The 16,987-nt window shown below is 59.9% G+C and carries 20 protein-coding genes and 1 pseudogene; 10 read left to right on the plus strand and 11 right to left on the minus strand.

Going from position 1 to position 16,987, the window contains the following annotated elements:
• Positions 1-8: 8 nt before the first annotated feature.
• From AC3IX1_RS23655 to AC3IX1_RS23665, 3 genes are read right to left on the minus strand one after another with little or no spacing between them, the layout of a single operon-like run.
• Positions 9-632, minus strand: coding sequence for an SOS response-associated peptidase (locus tag AC3IX1_RS23655; protein ID WP_489386019.1), 624 nt, complete (start codon positions 630-632; stop codon positions 9-11).
• A gap of 35 nt (positions 633-667) precedes the next feature.
• Positions 668-928 carry a putative signal transducing protein gene (locus tag AC3IX1_RS23660; RefSeq protein WP_489386020.1) on the minus strand — a complete coding sequence of 87 codons (261 nt, stop codon included), beginning with the start codon at positions 926-928 and terminating at the stop codon, positions 668-670.
• Between the two features lie 9 nt (positions 929-937).
• Complete coding sequence (locus tag AC3IX1_RS23665; protein ID WP_024014273.1) at positions 938-1,120, minus strand: CPXCG motif-containing cysteine-rich protein; 183 nt, start codon at positions 1,118-1,120, stop codon at positions 938-940.
• Positions 1,121-1,260: 140 nt separating this feature from the next.
• Here AC3IX1_RS23665 and AC3IX1_RS23670 point away from each other — a divergent pair, with 140 nt between their 5' ends.
• A complete protein-coding gene (locus AC3IX1_RS23670) occupies positions 1,261-2,427 on the plus strand; it encodes a 1-acyl-sn-glycerol-3-phosphate acyltransferase (RefSeq protein ID WP_489386021.1) in 1,167 nt (388 codons plus the stop codon).
• A 185-nt stretch (positions 2,428-2,612) separates the two neighbouring features.
• Here AC3IX1_RS23670 and AC3IX1_RS23675 read toward each other — a convergent pair whose 3' ends face one another.
• Positions 2,613-2,891, minus strand: a complete 279-nt coding sequence (locus AC3IX1_RS23675) for a hypothetical protein (RefSeq protein ID WP_489386022.1) — start codon at positions 2,889-2,891, stop codon at positions 2,613-2,615.
• 190 nt (positions 2,892-3,081) lie between these two features.
• Here AC3IX1_RS23675 and AC3IX1_RS23680 point away from each other — a divergent pair, with 190 nt between their 5' ends.
• Positions 3,082-3,288, plus strand: a complete 207-nt coding sequence (locus AC3IX1_RS23680) for a hypothetical protein (RefSeq protein WP_085724026.1) — start codon at positions 3,082-3,084, stop codon at positions 3,286-3,288.
• Positions 3,289-3,382: 94 nt separating this feature from the next.
• Here AC3IX1_RS23680 and AC3IX1_RS23685 read toward each other — a convergent pair whose 3' ends face one another.
• Complete coding sequence (locus AC3IX1_RS23685; RefSeq protein WP_007973847.1) at positions 3,383-3,967, minus strand: YajG family lipoprotein; 585 nt, start codon at positions 3,965-3,967, stop codon at positions 3,383-3,385.
• Positions 3,968-4,172: 205 nt separating this feature from the next.
• On the opposite strand from AC3IX1_RS23685, the gene AC3IX1_RS23690 reads away from it, so the two are divergent.
• Positions 4,173-4,412, plus strand: a complete 240-nt coding sequence (locus tag AC3IX1_RS23690) for a hypothetical protein (protein WP_489386023.1) — start codon at positions 4,173-4,175, stop codon at positions 4,410-4,412.
• A 737-nt stretch (positions 4,413-5,149) separates the two neighbouring features.
• Positions 5,150-6,658, plus strand: coding sequence for a malate dehydrogenase (quinone) (gene mqo, locus AC3IX1_RS23695; RefSeq protein ID WP_489386024.1), 1,509 nt, complete (start codon positions 5,150-5,152; stop codon positions 6,656-6,658).
• Between the two features lie 67 nt (positions 6,659-6,725).
• Here mqo and AC3IX1_RS23700 read toward each other — a convergent pair whose 3' ends face one another.
• From AC3IX1_RS23700 to AC3IX1_RS23715, 4 genes are all read right to left on the minus strand, one after another.
• Positions 6,726-7,013 carry a PA4642 family protein gene (locus AC3IX1_RS23700; RefSeq protein WP_489386025.1) on the minus strand — a complete coding sequence of 96 codons (288 nt, stop codon included), beginning with the start codon at positions 7,011-7,013 and terminating at the stop codon, positions 6,726-6,728.
• Between the two features lie 63 nt (positions 7,014-7,076).
• Positions 7,077-7,562, minus strand: a complete 486-nt coding sequence (locus tag AC3IX1_RS23705; RefSeq protein WP_489386026.1) for a hypothetical protein — start codon at positions 7,560-7,562, stop codon at positions 7,077-7,079.
• Positions 7,563-7,596: 34 nt separating this feature from the next.
• Positions 7,597-8,070 carry a WbuC family cupin fold metalloprotein gene (locus AC3IX1_RS23710; protein ID WP_489386027.1) on the minus strand — a complete coding sequence of 158 codons (474 nt, stop codon included), beginning with the start codon at positions 8,068-8,070 and terminating at the stop codon, positions 7,597-7,599.
• A gap of 3 nt (positions 8,071-8,073) precedes the next feature.
• Entirely contained in the window at positions 8,074-8,631 is a 558-nt protein-coding gene (locus tag AC3IX1_RS23715) for a hypoxanthine-guanine phosphoribosyltransferase (RefSeq protein WP_150728000.1), read from the minus strand.
• 177 nt (positions 8,632-8,808) lie between these two features.
• Here AC3IX1_RS23715 and upp point away from each other — a divergent pair, with 177 nt between their 5' ends.
• The 3 genes from upp to AC3IX1_RS23730 all read left to right on the plus strand — a co-directional run bounded on the left by upp (position 8,809) and on the right by AC3IX1_RS23730 (position 12,094).
• A complete protein-coding gene (gene upp, locus AC3IX1_RS23720; RefSeq protein WP_102671705.1) occupies positions 8,809-9,447 on the plus strand; it encodes a uracil phosphoribosyltransferase in 639 nt (212 codons plus the stop codon).
• A 2-nt stretch (positions 9,448-9,449) separates the two neighbouring features.
• A complete protein-coding gene (locus tag AC3IX1_RS23725; RefSeq protein WP_057713328.1) occupies positions 9,450-10,724 on the plus strand; it encodes a uracil-xanthine permease family protein in 1,275 nt (424 codons plus the stop codon).
• Between the two features lie 164 nt (positions 10,725-10,888).
• On the plus strand, positions 10,889-12,094 hold the full coding sequence (locus tag AC3IX1_RS23730) for an ISL3 family transposase (protein ID WP_489384767.1): 1,206 nt from the start codon (positions 10,889-10,891) through the stop codon (positions 12,092-12,094).
• Positions 12,095-12,179: 85 nt separating this feature from the next.
• Here AC3IX1_RS23730 and hemH read toward each other — a convergent pair whose 3' ends face one another.
• Together hemH and AC3IX1_RS23740 are read right to left on the minus strand one after the other, a co-directional pair.
• Complete coding sequence (gene hemH, locus AC3IX1_RS23735; RefSeq protein ID WP_489386028.1) at positions 12,180-13,202, minus strand: ferrochelatase; 1,023 nt, start codon at positions 13,200-13,202, stop codon at positions 12,180-12,182.
• Between the two features lie 13 nt (positions 13,203-13,215).
• Positions 13,216-14,118, minus strand: coding sequence for a TIGR01777 family oxidoreductase (locus tag AC3IX1_RS23740; protein WP_489386029.1), 903 nt, complete (start codon positions 14,116-14,118; stop codon positions 13,216-13,218).
• 196 nt (positions 14,119-14,314) lie between these two features.
• On the opposite strand from AC3IX1_RS23740, the gene AC3IX1_RS23745 reads away from it, so the two are divergent.
• From AC3IX1_RS23745 to AC3IX1_RS23755, 3 genes and pseudogenes are all read left to right on the plus strand, one after another.
• Entirely contained in the window at positions 14,315-15,301 is a 987-nt protein-coding gene (locus AC3IX1_RS23745) for an NAD(P)/FAD-dependent oxidoreductase (RefSeq protein WP_489386030.1), read from the plus strand.
• A gap of 193 nt (positions 15,302-15,494) precedes the next feature.
• Positions 15,495-16,040: pseudogene (locus AC3IX1_RS23750) on the plus strand (YbgA family protein); the annotation flags it as partial.
• Positions 16,040-16,981, plus strand: coding sequence for a MerR family transcriptional regulator (locus tag AC3IX1_RS23755; protein ID WP_489386031.1), 942 nt, complete (start codon positions 16,040-16,042; stop codon positions 16,979-16,981). The pseudogene AC3IX1_RS23750 and the gene AC3IX1_RS23755, both read left to right, overlap by 1 nt.
• Positions 16,982-16,987: the final 6 nt, after the last annotated feature.

Here is a 16,987-nt window from a genome sequence, read left to right on the forward strand (position 1 = left end):
GCGCCTGATTAACCGGGAGTGAGACACTCCGGCCCATTGAGCTTGGGATCATTCACCATGTTGGCCAGCACCCGTTCGCGCAATGCGGCAGGCTCACTGGCCAGCAAGGCTTGCAAAGCATGCAGCGGCGTCTCGGGGTCCAGCCACGCGGCCTGCCCCGCCTCATCCAGAATCAACGGCCGACGCTGGCTCGCCGCCGGCTGGGTGATCACGGCGGTACTCAGCCACACCTGCTCCTGTACCGGATAGGCCTCCCAGATCGCCGCAAAAAATAATGACGAGCCCTCCCCCGGTGTCAGCCAGTACGGGCGCTTGCGCGTTGTGCCGCGCCACTCGTAGAAACCATTGGCCGGCAACAGGCAGCGGCGCTCGCGCAAGGCCTGGCGAAACATTGGCTGTTCGGCAACCGTTTCGGCGCGGGCATGGGCCGGGGTGCGGGACAGATCGGTCAGCCAGGGTGGCGTCAGGCCCCAACGGGCGCGGGCCAGCGTGCGCCGGCCATCAGGCTCGGCCCGCAGCATCAACACCGAATCGTTCGGGGAAATGTTCCACTGCGCCTGCTGGTCGGCGGGAAAACCGGGCAGCGCCGCGAAGGCGGGGTTCCAGCGAAACAGGGCATAACGTCCACACATGGGGCAACACGGCTCTTGATCAATCGAATGCCAGCCTAACAGACCAGCGTGCCGGGAAAGCTGTCCGGTTCATCGCCGGACAGCGGCAGCGCGGCATTGTACGCGGTGATCAGCTCGCGGGCGTATTCGGCCTGATCGTTCTCGACCGACAGCCCGAGCAGGCCATAGATCGGCAACTCGCCGCTGCCCCCGACCAAGTCACGGCCCACCAGATGCGCCTCGATACCCTCGCTGGCGAGCATGCCTTGCAGCAACTCGCCCTCCATCAGGTTTTCCGGATCGTAGATGCGCTGCATACACGCCCCTCACTCGTTTTCGCTGAACACTTCGAGATGCCATTCCTCTTCATGGACCTGCAACACGAAGGTTATCGGCCGGCAGCACACCTGACAGTCTTCAATATAGGTCTGATCGCCACCAGACAAATCCAGCGTCGTCTCGACTTCCTCACCACAATACGGACATTCATACAGCGCGTTTTCCAGCATCGCGGTCTCCCAGGTGACTTGTGCGTATAATCGCCGGTCTATTTGCAGGGCTATTTTTGTCTGGCTACTTTTTCAGACCGTGCCCCGCCGGTTTTTCGATCAAAACCTTTACTTACCCTAGCCGTTTCTAACAAGAGAGCATGATGGGCGAATTCGATGCCATCCGACCTTACGACGACAGCGAAGTCCCGGCAGTGCTGGCACGGCTGCTCGGCGACAAGGCGTTTCTAGATATCCTCACCCACTTCCGCTTCCCGCGTTTCGCCGGCGCTTTAGGCTGGGCACTCAAACCTCTTATAGCCCATCGGCTGCGCCGTGAGTTTGCCGACATTACCTCCGTGGCCACGTTACAGGACAAAGTCGAGCATTACGTCGACCATACCATCGAGCGCGCCACCGACGGTGTCACCTATACCGGTGTGGAGCAATTCAAGTCCGGCAGCGCCTACCTGTTCATCGCCAACCACCGCGACATCGTGATGGACCCGGCCTTCGTCAACTATGCCGTGTACCACGCCGGCCTGCCGACGCCACGCATCGCCATTGGCGACAACCTGCTGCAAAAGCCTTTCGTCAGCGACCTGATGCGCCTGAACAAGAGTTTCATCGTGCACCGCTCGATCAGCGGACGCCGGGAGAAAATGGCGGCTTATCAATTGCTGTCGGCGTACATCAATCATTCGATCCGCAACGATTGCGCCTCGATCTGGATCGCCCAGGCCGAAGGCCGCGCCAAGGACGGTGACGACCGTACCGAATCGGCAATCCTCAAGATGTTCCACATGAGCCGCAAGGACGAGCCGTTCGGTGAGGTCATCCAGTCACTGAACCTGACCCCGGTGTCGATCAGCTACGAGTACGACCCGTGCGATCAGGCCAAGGCCCGCGAACTCTACATCCGTGCCACCACCGGCAGCTACACCAAGGTGCCGGGCGAGGATGACGTGAGCATCGCCAAGGGCATCACCGGCTACAAGGGCCGGGTGCACGTGAACTTTGCCGCGCCGATCACCGAACTGTTCGAAGACACCAAGCAATTGGCGGTCGAGATGGACAGGCAAATCCTCAGCGGATACCGCCTGTTCCCGGTGCACTACCTGGCTTATGCGCAGTGGAAGGATGCCGACCCGCAGTTGCAGGTGCCGAAAGCGGCCGAGGTGTTCGCGGCCGAGGAACTGGCCAAGGCCCAGGAAGAATGGCAACGCCGCCTGGACGCCTGCCCTGAAGAGCATCGTCCATTCCTCGTGCTGCAATATGCGACGCCGGTGCGCAATCAGTACCGCGTGAAGGCGGGGCTGCCGCTGTAAGCGGTTTCCGCCAGATACAAAAAAACGGCGCCCTCTTGTGGTGAGGGGGCTTGCCCCCGTTCGGCGGCGAAGCCGTCGTCAACTCGACAGGCAAGCAGTGTCAGGTGGAAAACTGTCGTAGGTTTTAGGGCCGCTTCGCGGCCCAACGGGGGCAAGCCCCCTCGCCACAGTGTTTAACTTCAACCTCAGATTTGCGTGCTGATCCACGACACCAGCAGCGCCATCCCCATGCAGGCAAAACCGAAGATGTAGAAAAACCGGTTCTTGCGCAAGGTCGCCCAGTCCAGCGTGGGCTCTGCGTTGGGGCTGCTCTGGCGCTGCGCCTGCAAACTGGCCATCGCGCGCAGTTCGCGACGACGGGTGGCGTGCAGCAACCAGCCGCCCGGGAAGGCAAAGAGCAAGGCCAGCAGATTGATCAATTTGGCGGGATGGGCGGTAAACAGCGTCATCAAGTGCAGCGACATGACAAACCTCAAGCAAAACAGGTGGCAGGTGCCGGACCGGCGACCGCGGCGCGGATTCTACCGAAAGCCTGCGTGCCTGCCCTCTGTTTCCGACAAATAACGAAGCATTTGATCAATGGCTGTCCTGCGTCACGGCTTCGTCATCTGTATCGGCGAACATGCGCGCCTCGAAACCGACACGGATCACGTCATGCTCCACGCCGAAAACCAGGATCGTCTTTACCTCATCACCCCCAGCGAAGAACAACAAGCCCTCGTCGGCAGCCTCGCCTTCAACGTTCAGGATCGCCATTGGCTGGTGTATTGCGCCTTGGGTGGGCATCAACATGCGGATTTGCCGGAAACGGATTTGCTGACGGGCGTGAGCGTGCTGGACTTTTACTCGCAGGCCGCCTGACTCCGTTGCTCCCACAGTTGATCAGGTAAATTCACCAGCCATGAAAAAGCCCGGGACCATCGCTGGCACCGGGCTTTTTCACATCCAGCGAAGGTTATTCGCCGAGAATCTGACCCACGGTCGGGTCCTTGAACAGGCGGGTCAACGCATCGCTCAGCACATCGCTGACCAGCTTGGTGTTGGTTTCCTGGTTCGGCGCCATACCGAAGCGCTGGTCCAGGGACGAACCATAACGGCCGCTGTAGCGACGGTTGGCGTTCTGTACGTCCGAACGGAACGTCGCGCCGATGGTGGCTTCGGTCACGTACATGCCTTCCTTGGGCGACTGGTACTTCAACTCTGCCAGGGTCACGGTCAGCTGCGGTGCATTCATGGCGTTATTCGTCGGGGTAAAGCCCAACAGACGTACGGCGGCTTCAGCCTGGGCCTGCAGCTTCGGCAGAATCTGCGCGCCCTGCACAGTGATCGCGCTGGTCTCAGGGTACAGGCCACCACGGGTGCCCAGTGTCGGCGACGGACGACCGTCCACTACTCGCACCACGACGGGCTGGCCATGGCCGACCGGGGCCAACTGGGCGGTCAGCTTGGGTTCCGGGCTCAGTTGTTGCGGGCTGTGGGCGCAGCCAACCAGGGTCAAACTGGTCACAGTGATCAAACCGAACAACAGGCGTTGCAACATGCTCTTCTCTCCAGAATCAGGCACAAACAGGCCGGCAGTATAGCGGTGCGCCACTGCGGGGAACCAGCACCGCACAGTGTTTGATGTAATCTCTGACAAACCCTTGGCCTTGCGGTTCCTGTCACACAGATGTCACCCCCCATACACTTGCACGTAATGGCCTACAGGCAACCTTCTGGGCAGTCACCCAAAACGGTATTTCGCCATGCGCCATCTGATCTCTCTGTTCGCGCCACGCCCACTGCATCGCTGCTTCGCCCTGCTCGACCGCAACGGCCACTGCCAAGCCTTCAAGCAGTGCAGCCTCCAGCCCATGGGCGATGGCTGGGTTGAAATCGAAGAGATCCGCCTGAACTGGCTGAATCAGCCGCTGCCTGCCGGTGCACGCGTCGTTTCGCAACAGCACCGGCCACGCTCGCGTGCACAGCATCTGATGACGACCTGACCAAACACCTAATAAAAGTCATTAATCACGACCATTTCCCTGCGTTTCTTAGATACAATCTCCCCCCGATTATAAGGACGTCTCCTGATCGGGCCTCGCAGCATCGTCAATGCGCTTGTATTGACACCCCGCACCGCCCACAGAGAGCCGCCCACACAGATCGAGTGAAGCTGGCGCGCTTGCTGTTTTGTTGAGCAAAACCTCCACTTTTCGCGAATCTGCAGAGCTGTCATTACGCTCGGTCACTGAGCTGTTTGCCCGTTTTGCCTGCCCTGTATCCCATGGCGGCAATCCATCCGGGCACGGTGCCAGGCTGGGACAGCCCTTTTTGAGGTTCACGTCTTCAAAAGAGCGTGAAAAAAACGGGTTTTCACAACTTCACAAGAGTGTGGCGAGCAAATGAATAGTTTTGCGTCTGAACATGCACCATTAGCGTCTACAACAGCCCAACGACACAGGACCGAGTATTCCTCGAACACCGGAGCCTGAAGCCTGTCCGCTACGGATTTGGTTGCACAAACGGATGTATCGACCATAAGTCGAATTGCCTCCCGCGCGCTGAAATGAGTTCATATGGCTCATAGGCCCGGCAGGTAGCGTCCGTCGAAGTTGCGATAAATTGCGAAGATTCGGACATGGCGATCCTGCCATGGGTACCTGGGGCATCACTGACACGCCCCGGAACGCCTGGCAGCCATGCCGACAATTTGGTGCTGCAGATTTTGGAGACGCGTTAAATGGCGCATAACGAAGCAGTCGACGTAGTACTGGTTGGGGCCGGCATCATGAGTGCCACCCTTGCAGTACTGCTCAAAGAGCTCGACCCCGCGATCAAGCTGGAAGTCGTCGAGCTGATGGATTCCGGTGCCGCGGAGAGTTCCAACCCGTGGAACAACGCCGGTACCGGTCACGCCGGGCTGTGTGAGCTCAACTACACGCCGCAGGCCGCCGATGGCGCCGTCGACATCAAGAAAGCCGTGCACATCAACACCCAGTTCGAGGTGTCGAAGCAGTTCTGGTCGTACCTGACCAAAAAAGGCACGTTCGGCTCGTGCAAATCGTTTATCAGCCCGGTGCCACACCTGAGCTTCGTGCAGGGCGACAGCGGCGTGTCCTTCCTCAAGGAACGCTTCAAGGTGCTGAGCAAGCACCACGCCTTCTCGGACATGGAATACACCGAAGACAAGGCCAAAATGGCCGAGTGGATGCCGCTGATGATGCCTGGCCGCGACGCAGGCGAAACCCTCGCCGCCACCCGCGTGATCAACGGCACCGACGTCAACTTCGGCGCCCTGACCAACCAGTTGCTCAAGCACCTGACCAGCGCTCCCGATGCCCAGGTCAAGTACTGCAAGCGCGTGACCGGCCTCAAGCGCAGCAACGGCGGCTGGACTGTCAGCATCAAGGACGTCAACAGCGGCAACACCCGCGAAGTCGATGCCAAATTCGTCTTCCTCGGCGCGGGCGGTGCGGCACTGCCGTTGCTGCAGGCTTCGGGCATCGAAGAGAGCAAAGGCTTCGGCGGCTTCCCGATCAGCGGCCAGTGGCTGCGTTGCGACAACCCGGAAGTGGTCAAGCACCACCAGGCCAAGGTCTACAGCCAGGCTGCAGTAGGTTCGCCGCCAATGTCCGTGCCGCACCTGGACACCCGCGTGGTCGAAGGCAAGAAGTCCCTGCTGTTCGGACCTTATGCCGGCTTCACCACCAAGTTCCTCAAGCACGGCTCCTTCATGGACCTGCCGATGTCGGTTCGCGCCGGCAACATCGGGCCGATGCTGTCCGTGGCAAAAAACAACATGGACCTGACCAAGTACCTGGTCAGCGAAGTGATGCAGTCGATGGAGCAGCGCCTGGAATCCCTGCGTCGCTTCTACCCTGAGGCGAAAGCTGAAGACTGGCGCCTGGAAGTGGCCGGCCAACGGGTGCAGATCATCAAGAAAGACCCGAAGAAAGGCGGCATCCTGCAATTCGGTACCGAACTGGTCGCGGCCAAGGATGGTTCCCTGGCGGCACTGCTCGGCGCTTCGCCAGGTGCCTCGGTGACCGTTTCGATCATGCTTGAGCTGATCGAAAAATGCTTCCCGAGCAAAGCCAAAGGCGAATGGGCCACCAAACTGGCCGAAATCTTCCCGGCCCGGGAAAAGGTTCTGGAAACCGACGCTACGCTGTATCGCAAGATCAACGCGCAGAACAACGTTGCCCTGGAACTGGTTGAAGCCAGCAGCGAGACCGAAAGCTACGCTTGATTCGGCCTTATGAAAAACGCCCCGTTCTCACCGAGAGCGGGGCGTTTTTTTTATGGCTGAAATTTACTCAGCCGCGAGCTTTTTCGATCAGCTCGATGTAATCCGGCGCATTGCGCTGATCCTGGATCAGGGCGACGAAGTCGTTGCCGTGCTCATCCTTGCCATTCAGGTCGTAACCGGCTTCGACGAAGAACGTCAGGAAACGCGCGAAATCGTCGATGCGCAGGCCACGGTAGGCCTTGACCAGTTTGTGCAGGGACGGAGAAGTCGCGTCGACCGGTTCGAAATCGAGGAACAATTTGATCTGCTCATCGCCGATCTCGTCACCAATCACTTGTTTTTTATCTTTACGCATTGCCGACTCCAGCTCGCAGACATTTCACGGGGCGGGCAGTTTACCCCTGCGCGGGCTCAGGGCTCAACGCGGACGAGTACTGCCGGTGTGCAGATCGGCCCAGACATGGCCATTGGCGTAGCTGAGAAACTGACAATACACCGTGTCGTTGCGCAACAAGTCGATCACCACCCGGTATTGCGCCAGCGGGTAATAGAGGGTCAGGGTTTTGCTCGGCACGTCGTAAACCGGCTTTTTCAGGCTTTTGCTTTCACCATCGAAGTTGACCAGCACCTGACTGATGGTGGCGCCCTTGTTCAGGGATTTTCCCTTAAGACGAATCATTAGAGGCGACGTGACCGGAATCGGCTGTTGATTGGATTGACGCTGGGCACCGACCACCACCGAATAATCGGTGACCTGCATCAGTTGCTGCTGTTCGGGATCAGCATCGCGCAGAGTGAGATCGTCCGGCGGCAGAAATTGACCGTGCATGGGCGCAGGTGCGGCAGCCAGAGGCAGGCTGAGGGTCAGCAACAGGGCGGCGCAGCAGCGGATCGAACGGCTCATGACAGGCTCCGGAGGGCGGGTTACAAAAAGCGCATCAATCGAACTGCGCGCGCATCCAGGCCTGATACTCGGCAACACCAGACTTGCCCTCGCGCGGCGCCCAATGCGCCAGCTCACCCTCACCGACCGGGCGGTAAGGGCCGGCCTTGCATTCGAACATCAGGCTGTCGGCCTCGAGCACCACCAAACCGTGGAACACACCGGTTGGCAGGTCCACGCCAACACAGTCGCCACCGGCCTGCAGCACGGTCTTGCTGAGCACCGCGCCGGTCTCGTCAAAGATCAACACGCCCAGCCGCCCCTTGAGGACCAACAGGGTTTCGGCCTTGTTGTCGCCCAAATGCCGATGAGGCGGGATATACGTGGACGGCTGCAGCCCCACCGCCATGCGATGGCAGGCGTCTTCCATCTGATGGAAATTGTGGTGCTGGCGCCCACGAGGATTGGCCGCGGCTTTCCCGGCCAGCTCGGCGAACAGGGTCTGATCCAGAAAGCGAGGCGTATCCATGTCTTACATTCCTTTAACGGCGAAAATCCCGTTGGCGTTACGCCAGTAGCCTTTGTAGTCCATACCGTAACCGAAGATGTAGCGGTCGATGCACGGCAAACCGACGAAGTCGGCCTTGAGGTCCGGACGGGCCTTGCGGTCGTGGTCTTTGTCGATCAGTACAGCGGTGTGCACTTTGCGGGCACCGGCGTGTTTGCAGAAGTCAATGATCGCGCCCAGGGTGTGACCTTCGTCGAGGATGTCATCGATGATCAGCACGTCACGGTCGATGAAGGAAACTTCCGGCTTGGCTTTCCAGAACAGGTCGCCGCCGCTGGTTTCGTTGCGATAGCGGGTGGCGTGCAGGTAGGACGCTTCCAGCGGGAAGTGCAGGTAGGTCAGCAGCTTGCCGGAGAAAATCAGCCCGCCGTTCATCACGCAGAACACTACCGGGTTGCTGTCGGCCATTTGTTCGTTGATTTGTGCACCGACGCGGGCGATGGCCGCCTCGACTTCAGCTTCGGTGTACAGGCAGTCAGCCTCTCGCATGATTTGACGGATATGCTCGAGATCAGCGGACATGGCGCTCTCCAAGGGGATGGTAAAGGGAGGGACGGTTCAGGAAAAGCGGGCAAAGGTACGCATCAAGCGAGGCCAGATCAAGCGTTTGTGGACTAACGTACTGTATGTCTATAGGACAACACCCTCGGATAGATTAATCTAGGCCGGTTTTTTTGCCCGCCGCCGGAGCCTTTCCCCATGCCCATCCATGAGATCCGCCACCCGCTGATCCGTCATAAACTTGGCCTTATGCGCCGCGCAGACATCAGCACCAAGAATTTCCGTGAGCTCGCCCAAGAAGTCGGCGCCCTGCTGACCTATGAAGCTACCAAAGACCTGCCGCTGGAATCCTACGATATCGAAGGCTGGTGCGGCACCGTATCGGTCGAGAAAATCGCCGGCAAGAAAATCACCGTGGTACCGATTTTGCGTGCCGGCATCGGCATGCTCGAAGGCGTGCTCAGCCTGATCCCGGGCGCCAAGGTCAGCGCCGTGGGCGTGGCCCGCAACGAGGAAACCCTCGAAGCCCACACCTACCTTGAGAAGCTGGTACCGGAAATCGACGAACGTCTGGCGATGATCATCGACCCGATGCTCGCCACCGGCGGCTCGATGGTTGCCACTATCGACCTGCTGAAAAAAGCCGGCTGCAAGGACATCCGCGCCATGGTGCTGGTCGCCGCGCCAGAAGGCATTGCAGTGGTCGAGAAGGCTCACCCGGACGTGATCATCTACACCGCATCCATTGATCAAAAACTGAACGAACACGGTTACATCATCCCAGGGCTGGGCGATGCCGGTGACAAGATCTTCGGCACCAAGCAGAAGGACGCTTGACCATGCAGCAAGAGTTCAACGATCCGCTCTGGCGCACGGTGCTGTCGGGTGCTCAGATGCTGTTCGTGGCCTTCGGCGCCCTGGTGTTGATGCCGCTGATTACCGGTCTCGACCCGAACGTGGCGCTGTTCACGGCCGGCCTGGGGACGATCCTGTTCCAGATCGTCACCGGGCGTCAGGTACCGGTGTTCCTGGCATCGAGCTTTGCCTTCATCACCCCGATCATTCTCGCCAAGGGCCAGTTCGGCCTGGCCGCGACCATGGGCGGCGTGATGGCGGCAGGTTTCGTCTACACCTTCCTCGGCCTCGCGGTGAAGATCAAAGGCACCGGTTTCATCGACCGCCTGCTGCCACCGGTGGTAATCGGCCCGGTGATCATTTCGATCGGCCTGGCCATGGCACCGATTGCCGCCAACATGGCCATGGGCAAGGCCGGCGACGGCAGTGAATTGATTCATTACCAGACGGCGATGATGATTTCGATGCCCGCACTGCTGACCACACTGATCGTCGCGGTATTCGGCAAGGGCATCTTCCGCCTGGTGCCGATCATCTCCGGCGTGCTGGTGGGCTTTGGCATGGCGTTCTACTTCGGCGTGGTCGACACGGCGAAGATTGCGGCGGCACCTTGGTTCGCCATCCCGCACTTCACCGCACCGGAGTTCAACTGGCAGGCGATTCTGTTCATCGTTCCGGTAGCCCTGGCCCCGGCCATCGAACACATCGGCGGCGTGATTGCCGTGGGTAGCGTGACCGGTCGCGATTACCTGAAGAAACCCGGCCTGCACCGCACCCTGCTCGGCGACGGCATTGCCACCACGGCGGCCGGTCTGTTCGGCGGTCCGCCCAACACCACCTACGCCGAAGTGACCGGTGCGGTCATGCTGACCAAGAACTACAACCCGAAAATCATGACCTGGGCGGCGATCTTCGCCATCAGCCTGGCGTTCATCGGCAAGTTCGGCGCACTGCTGCAAAGCATTCCGGTGCCGGTGATGGGCGGGATTCTGTGCCTGTTGTTCGGTTCGATCGCGGCGGTGGGGATGAATACGCTGATCCGCCACAAGATCGATCTGGGCGAGGCGCGCAATCTGGTGATTGTATCGGTGACCCTGGTATTCGGGATCGGCGGCGTGCTGATCGGCACCGGCACCGGCCCGGACGATTTTGGCCTCAAGGGCATCGCGCTGTGCGCGGTGGTGGCGATTGGCTTGAACCTGATCCTGCCGGGCAATGACAGCTGGAAGCACAAGAAGGCGAATGAGCCGCTGATCTAAAGCATCACGCAATACTCTGTGGCGAGGGGGCTTGCCCCCGTTGGGTTGCGAAGCGACCCCATTTTTTTGGTTCTTCACGGAATCCCGGGAAACACAGAAACAAGAACGCCGATTTGATTGATGATGTTCGTGCGAGCAAACACATCTAACAAACCGGCGTTCTTATGCGTGATATTAATACTTTCCTTCCCTTTTGGGAGGGCTTTTCTGTCGTTACGATCAAGCCCGATGGCGATACGCTACAGATCGACCTGATGCCTCACGCCACCCGGTTTCCTTCCTGTGGCGGCTGCCAACAACCGTGTTCAACCACGCATGAGTACTGCCAGCGAGTCATTCGTGATTTGCCCATTCTCGGCCGAGCAGTGCGCCTCAGCGTGTTGCTCCGACGTGTCGGGTGTCGCGACTGTGGCAAACGCATGGAAGCGGTCAGTTGGCTGGATCGCTATGCCCGCATGACACGCCGCCTGGCCGAGGCCGTCATTCAAACCTGCGAGCGCCTGCCCACAAAACACGTGGCTCAACTGTTCGGGCTGCATTGGGACAGTGTGCGGTTGCTGGAGCGTCGAGCCTTGCAAGCGGCGCTGAGTGTTTTGCCAAAGGCGCAGCCACGGCGCCTGGTAATGGACGAATTCGCGCTGTTCAAAGGTCATCGTTACGCCAGCGTCGTGCTGGACGCCGATACCCGGCGAGTGCTGTGGATTGGCGAAGGTCGCAGCCGTGCGGCGATCAGGCCATTCTTCGAAGAGCTGGGCCCAGAGGGTTGCGCTCGCATCGAAGCGGTGGCGATGGACATGAACACCGCTTTTGACCTGGAGGTTCGTCAGCACTGCCCAAAAGCGCGCGTGGTCTACGACCTCTTCCATGTGGTGGCCAAATATGGCCGAGAGGTGATTGATCGAGTCCGCGTCGATGAAGCTAATCGGCTACGTCATGACAAGCCTGCCCGAAAGGTCATCAAGCAAGCGCGATGGCTGTTGCTGCGCAACCCGCAGAACCTGAAAACGCCGGAGCAACAGGTGCGTTTGGAGGATCTGCTGGCGGCCAACCAAGCGTTAATGACGGTCTATTTGATGAAGGCTGAACTCAAAACGCTTTGGACACCGAGCACCGCCTGGGGCTGGCGATCAGCCTGGCAGCAATGGCTGCGCCATGCGCATGAAAGCGAAATACCGCCTCTGATCCAGTTTGCCAAACGACTGAAGGGTTACTGGCGGGGCATCGTCAGCCGGGTTCGCTGGCCGATGCATACGGGCCAGTTGGAAGGCATCAACAATCGAATCAAGGTCATCAAGCGGATGGCGTACGGTTACCGGGACAGCGAATTCTTTTTCATGAAGATCAAGAGCGTCTTTCCCGGTAATCCGTGAAGAACCATTTTTTTGCAGTCAATGCAAATGTTGTGAGCGCTACGCGCTCAAGCGGGAGCAAGCTCCCTCGCCACAATTTGTGTTCTTACAGCACCAACGGTGCTCTTTCACACAACGCACTCAACGCCCGCGCCCAATGCGGATCATCGTTGAGGCACGGCACCAGCACCAGGTCCTCTCCCCCCGCTGCGCGGAATTGCTCCTTGCCGCGATCACCGATCTCTTCCAGGGTCTCGATGCAATCGGCAACGAACGCCGGGCACATCACCAGAATTTTTTTCACGCCGTTTTTGGCCAACTCATCGAGGCGCGCTTCGGTGTAGGGTTCGATCCATTTTGCGCGCCCCAGGCGCGACTGAAACGACACCGACCACTTGCCCTCCGGCAACCCCATGCGTTTGGCAAACTCTGCCGCCGTACGCAGACACTGGCCGCGATAACAGGTGGCAACCACTTCCGGCGGCGCGCCGGCGCAGCAATCACCGCCACCGTCGAAACTGTGACCGGGGTTGAGCTTCTTCAGATGCCGTTCCGGCAAGCCATGAAAGCTCATCAGCAAGTGATCGAAATCCTGCTGCAAATACGGCCGGGTCGTGGCCACCAGCGCATCAAGGTATTCCGGTTGGTCGTAGAACGGCTGGAGCACCGACAATTGCACGTCGAGGTTTTTCTCGCGCACCACGCGCTTGGCCTCTTCGATGACCGTAGTCGTGGTGCTGTCGGCGAACTGTGGATACAGCGGCGCCAGGGTGATTCGCTTGTGCCCCGCCGCGACCATCCGAACCAGCGTCGACTCGATCGACGGCTCGCCGTAACGCATCGCCAATTCGACCGGGCCGTGCTGCCATTGACGGGTCATGGCTTGCTGCAGGCGACGGCTGAGCACCACCAGCGGCGAGCCCTCGTCCCACCAGATCGAGGCATAAGCATGGGCCGACTGCTCGGGACGCTTGATCAGGATCAGCGACACCAGCAGCCGACGAACCGGCCATGGCAGGTCGATCACGTAAGGGTCCATCAGAAATTGATTGAGGTAACTGCGCACATCCGCCACTGAGGTGGAGGCAGGTGAACCCAGGTTGACCAGAAGCAACGCGTGATCGGTCATGCAACGTCCTATATCAAAGGCGACTGGACAGATCGTCCAAAGCCGCGCGCAAATCCGTGAACTTAAAAGTGAAACCAGCCTGTAACAAACGCGCCGGGGTAGCCCGTTGGCCGCCCAGCAACAGCAGCGACAACTCGCCCAGCCCCACCTTCAATGCGAAGGCCGGCATCGGCATGAACGTCGGGCGATGCAGTACGCTGCCCAGCGCCTCGGCAAACTCGCGGTTGCGCACCGGCTTGGGCGCGCACGCATTATAGGGACCGCTGGCCTCGCTGCGATGCAGAAGAAAATCAATCAGGGCGATTTGATCGTCGATATGAATCCACGGCATCCACTGCCGGCCATTGCCGATCGGGCCTCCCAGGCCCAGTTTGAACGGCAGTAACAGCCGCGACAAAAAGCCGCCCTCGGCCGACAGCACCAACCCGGTACGGATGAGAATGACGCGAATGCCCAGCGCTTCGGCCCGCTGTGCAGTCTCTTCCCAGGCGATGCATAACTGGCTGGCGAAGTCTTCGCTGATCGGCGCCGAATCCTCGGTCAGTTCACGCTCTCCGCCGTCGCCATACCAGCCGACAGCCGAACCGGAAATCAGGACCCGGGGTTTCTGCTCGCGACTTTCGAGCCAGGCCAGCAGGGTTTCGGTCAGCGAGATGCGACTGCTCCACAACAGGGCTTTGCGTTTGTGCGTCCAGGGCCGGGCGGCAATCGGTGCCCCGGCAAGATTGATGACCGCATCGACAGGTTCCTGCCCGAGATCCTCCAGCCGGGCGATTCCACGCACTTGGACACCACATATCTTCGCGACATTTTCAGGCTGGCGACTCCAGACGGTCAGGCGATGCCCCTGGCCCAACCAGTGCCGGCAGAGCTGACGTCCTATCAAACCAGTACCGCCGGTCAGCAATATGTGCATGACTTCTTCCTCGCGTGGCGTTTTACCTTGTCCATTAGTCTATTTTTATAAGCAGGGATCTTTGGTATCGAGCAGGCTCTATGTTTAACAATAGGCCAAGCTGTCAGATCGAGAACGCTAAAAGTTATACAAAAAAACATTATTGTACAGGTTTGAACCCCGGCGTAGTCTGTACAGAAAGGTAAACGAGGCCCCTATGACTGTACCTATCGCAATCATCGGCACCGGCATTGCCGGACTCTCAGCCGCCCAGGCCCTGACGGACCTCGGGCATGTGGTTCAATTGTTCGATAAAAGCCGCGGCAGCGGCGGGCGCATGTCGAGCAAGCGCAGCGATGCGGGCGCTCTGGACATGGGCGCGCAATACTTCACCGCCCGCGACCGCCGCTTTGTCACGGAAGTCCAGCGCTGGCAGGCCAAAGGCTGGGTCGCCGAGTGGACGCCGCAGCTGTACACCTACCATGGCGGCCAGCTCAACCTGTCGCCGGACGAGCAGACTCGCTGGGTCGGCACACCCCGCATGAGCGCCATCACCCGAGCCCTGCTCGGTGACCTGGAAGTGCATTTCGCCTGCCGGATCACCGAGGTCTATCGCGGTGAAGAACACTGGCACCTGCAGGACGCCGAAGGCTTCACCCACGGACCGTTCAGCCACGTGGTCATCGCCACGCCGGCCCCACAGGCCACGGCTCTGCTGGCATCGGCGCCGAAACTCGCCGGAGCCGCCGCCGGGGTGAAAATGGACCCGACCTGGGCCATCGCCCTGGCCTTCGAAACGCCGCTGGAAACGCCCATGGAAGGCTGCTTCGTACAGGACAGCCCACTCGACTGGCTGGCCCGCAACCGCAGCAAACCCGGACGCGACAACACCCTCGACACTTGGGTGCTGCACGCCACCAGCGCCTGGAGTCGCCAGCACATCGACTTGTCCAAGGAAGCGGTGATCGAGCAGTTGCACGGCGCGTTTGCCGAACTGCTGCACGATTCCATGCCCGCGCCGAGCTTCAGCCTCGCCCACCGCTGGCTCTACGCCCGCCCCGCCAGCAGTCACGAATGGGGCACCCTGGCCGATGCCGACCTGGGGTTGTACGCCTGTGGCGACTGGTGCCTGTCCGGACGCGTCGAAGGAGCCTGGCTCAGCGGTCAGGAAGCCGCCCGCCGCTTGCATGAGCACCTGCAGTAAAGAGCATCAATTCGAGCAAATCGCTGCTGTCGTCCTGGACAGCAGCCCGTCAAAAATCTATACAAAAAAATTGACTTGTATAACTTCGAATCTATGATGAAGTTATCTTGTACAGACCCAAATGTTTGTACAGGTTCAGATTCGAGGTGCTCCGGTGCTCCACTCCCCCGCCAAGCCGAAAATCGCCATCAGCGCCTGCCTGCTGCACCCGAACTTGCCGGCGGAAGAAGACGGCCAGCTCAACGATCCGGTGCTGCGGGAAAACTTCCTCACCCGCATGTTCGCCTACAACGCCTGGCAGCAGCTGTGCCAGGAAGGCCTGACCCGGCGCGGTCTCACGGACTTTCACTCGCGCTACAAATACCTGCTGATGGCCCATAACCCGGTGCAATACAAAACCCTGGGCCACCTGCTGGGCAACATGGGCCATACCGATCCGCAGGAACTGGGCCCCCGCTATTTCAGCGAACTGATGGCGGCGCTGAAAAAATGCGCCACACGCCGCACTCACACCAATGTCCTGCAACACCTCAGTGGCTACCTGAAACAGACCCTCAGCGGCGAAGACAAGCAGGAAGTGCAGCACGTGATCAGTCAGTACCGCCTGGGCATCGTGCCGCTGGTGGTACCGCTGACGCTGCTCAAACATCACTTTCGCCAACACCCCGATCCGTACATCGCACAGCAGGTTTACCTGCAACCGCACCCGGAAAACCTCAGCCTGCGAAACGCCATCTGATGAAAAAAGCACTCGGCACCAGCGCCCGCGAAGATCTCGGCGATGACTTTAAAAAGGCGCTGGACGAAGGCTGGCTGCCGATCCGTGAAGTGGCGCGGCAAACCGGGGTCAATGCCGTGACCTTGCGCGCCTGGGAGCGGCGCTACGGTCTGATCGTGCCGCTGCGCACGCCCAAGGGCCATCGGTTGTTCTCGGCCGACCACGTACAACGCATCCAGACCATCCTCACCTGGCTCAACCGTGGCGTCGCCGTCAGCCAGGTCAAGCCATTGCTCGACACGCCGCAAGCCTTCAGCGAGTCCGTCGACAACGATTGGCACGCCTTGCTGCAATCGTTGCTGCAGGCTGTCAGCCGATTGCAGGAACGTGCCCTGGACGACAGTGTCAATCAGGCGATGGCGCTGTATCCGCCGCGAACCCTGTGCGAGCAATTGCTGATGCCCTTGCTGGCCGCTCTGGAGCAACGCTGGCAAGGCCAGTTCGGGGCGCAGATGGAGCGGGGCTTCTTTTGTGCCTGGCTGCGCAGCAAGTTCGGTGCGCGCATCTACCATAACAATCGTCAGTTGCGCACCGCGCCGCTGCTGCTGGTCAACCACTCGGACCTGCCCATGGAGCCGCATCTGTGGCTCACGGCCTGGCTGATCAGCAGCGCGGATTGCCCGGTGGAGGTCTTCGACTGGCCGCTGCCTGTCGGCGAACTGGCATTGGCGGTCGAACTTCTGCAACCCCGTGGGGTTCTGCTGTACTCAAGCAAAGCCCTGAATCCGGCGCAGTTGCCGAAACTTTTCAAAGGCGTCAGTTGCCCAAAAATGATTGCCGGACCAACGGTATGTATCCACCGCGCCGAGTTGTCCGCAAGTACTGCCGAGATCGCTGATCTGTACCTGGCCGAAGATCCGTTGTCGGCACATCAGGCATTCGTTCAACACGGGCTGATTTAAATGAAT

It is taken from the genome of Pseudomonas sp. KH_046_2, assembly GCF_057838985.1.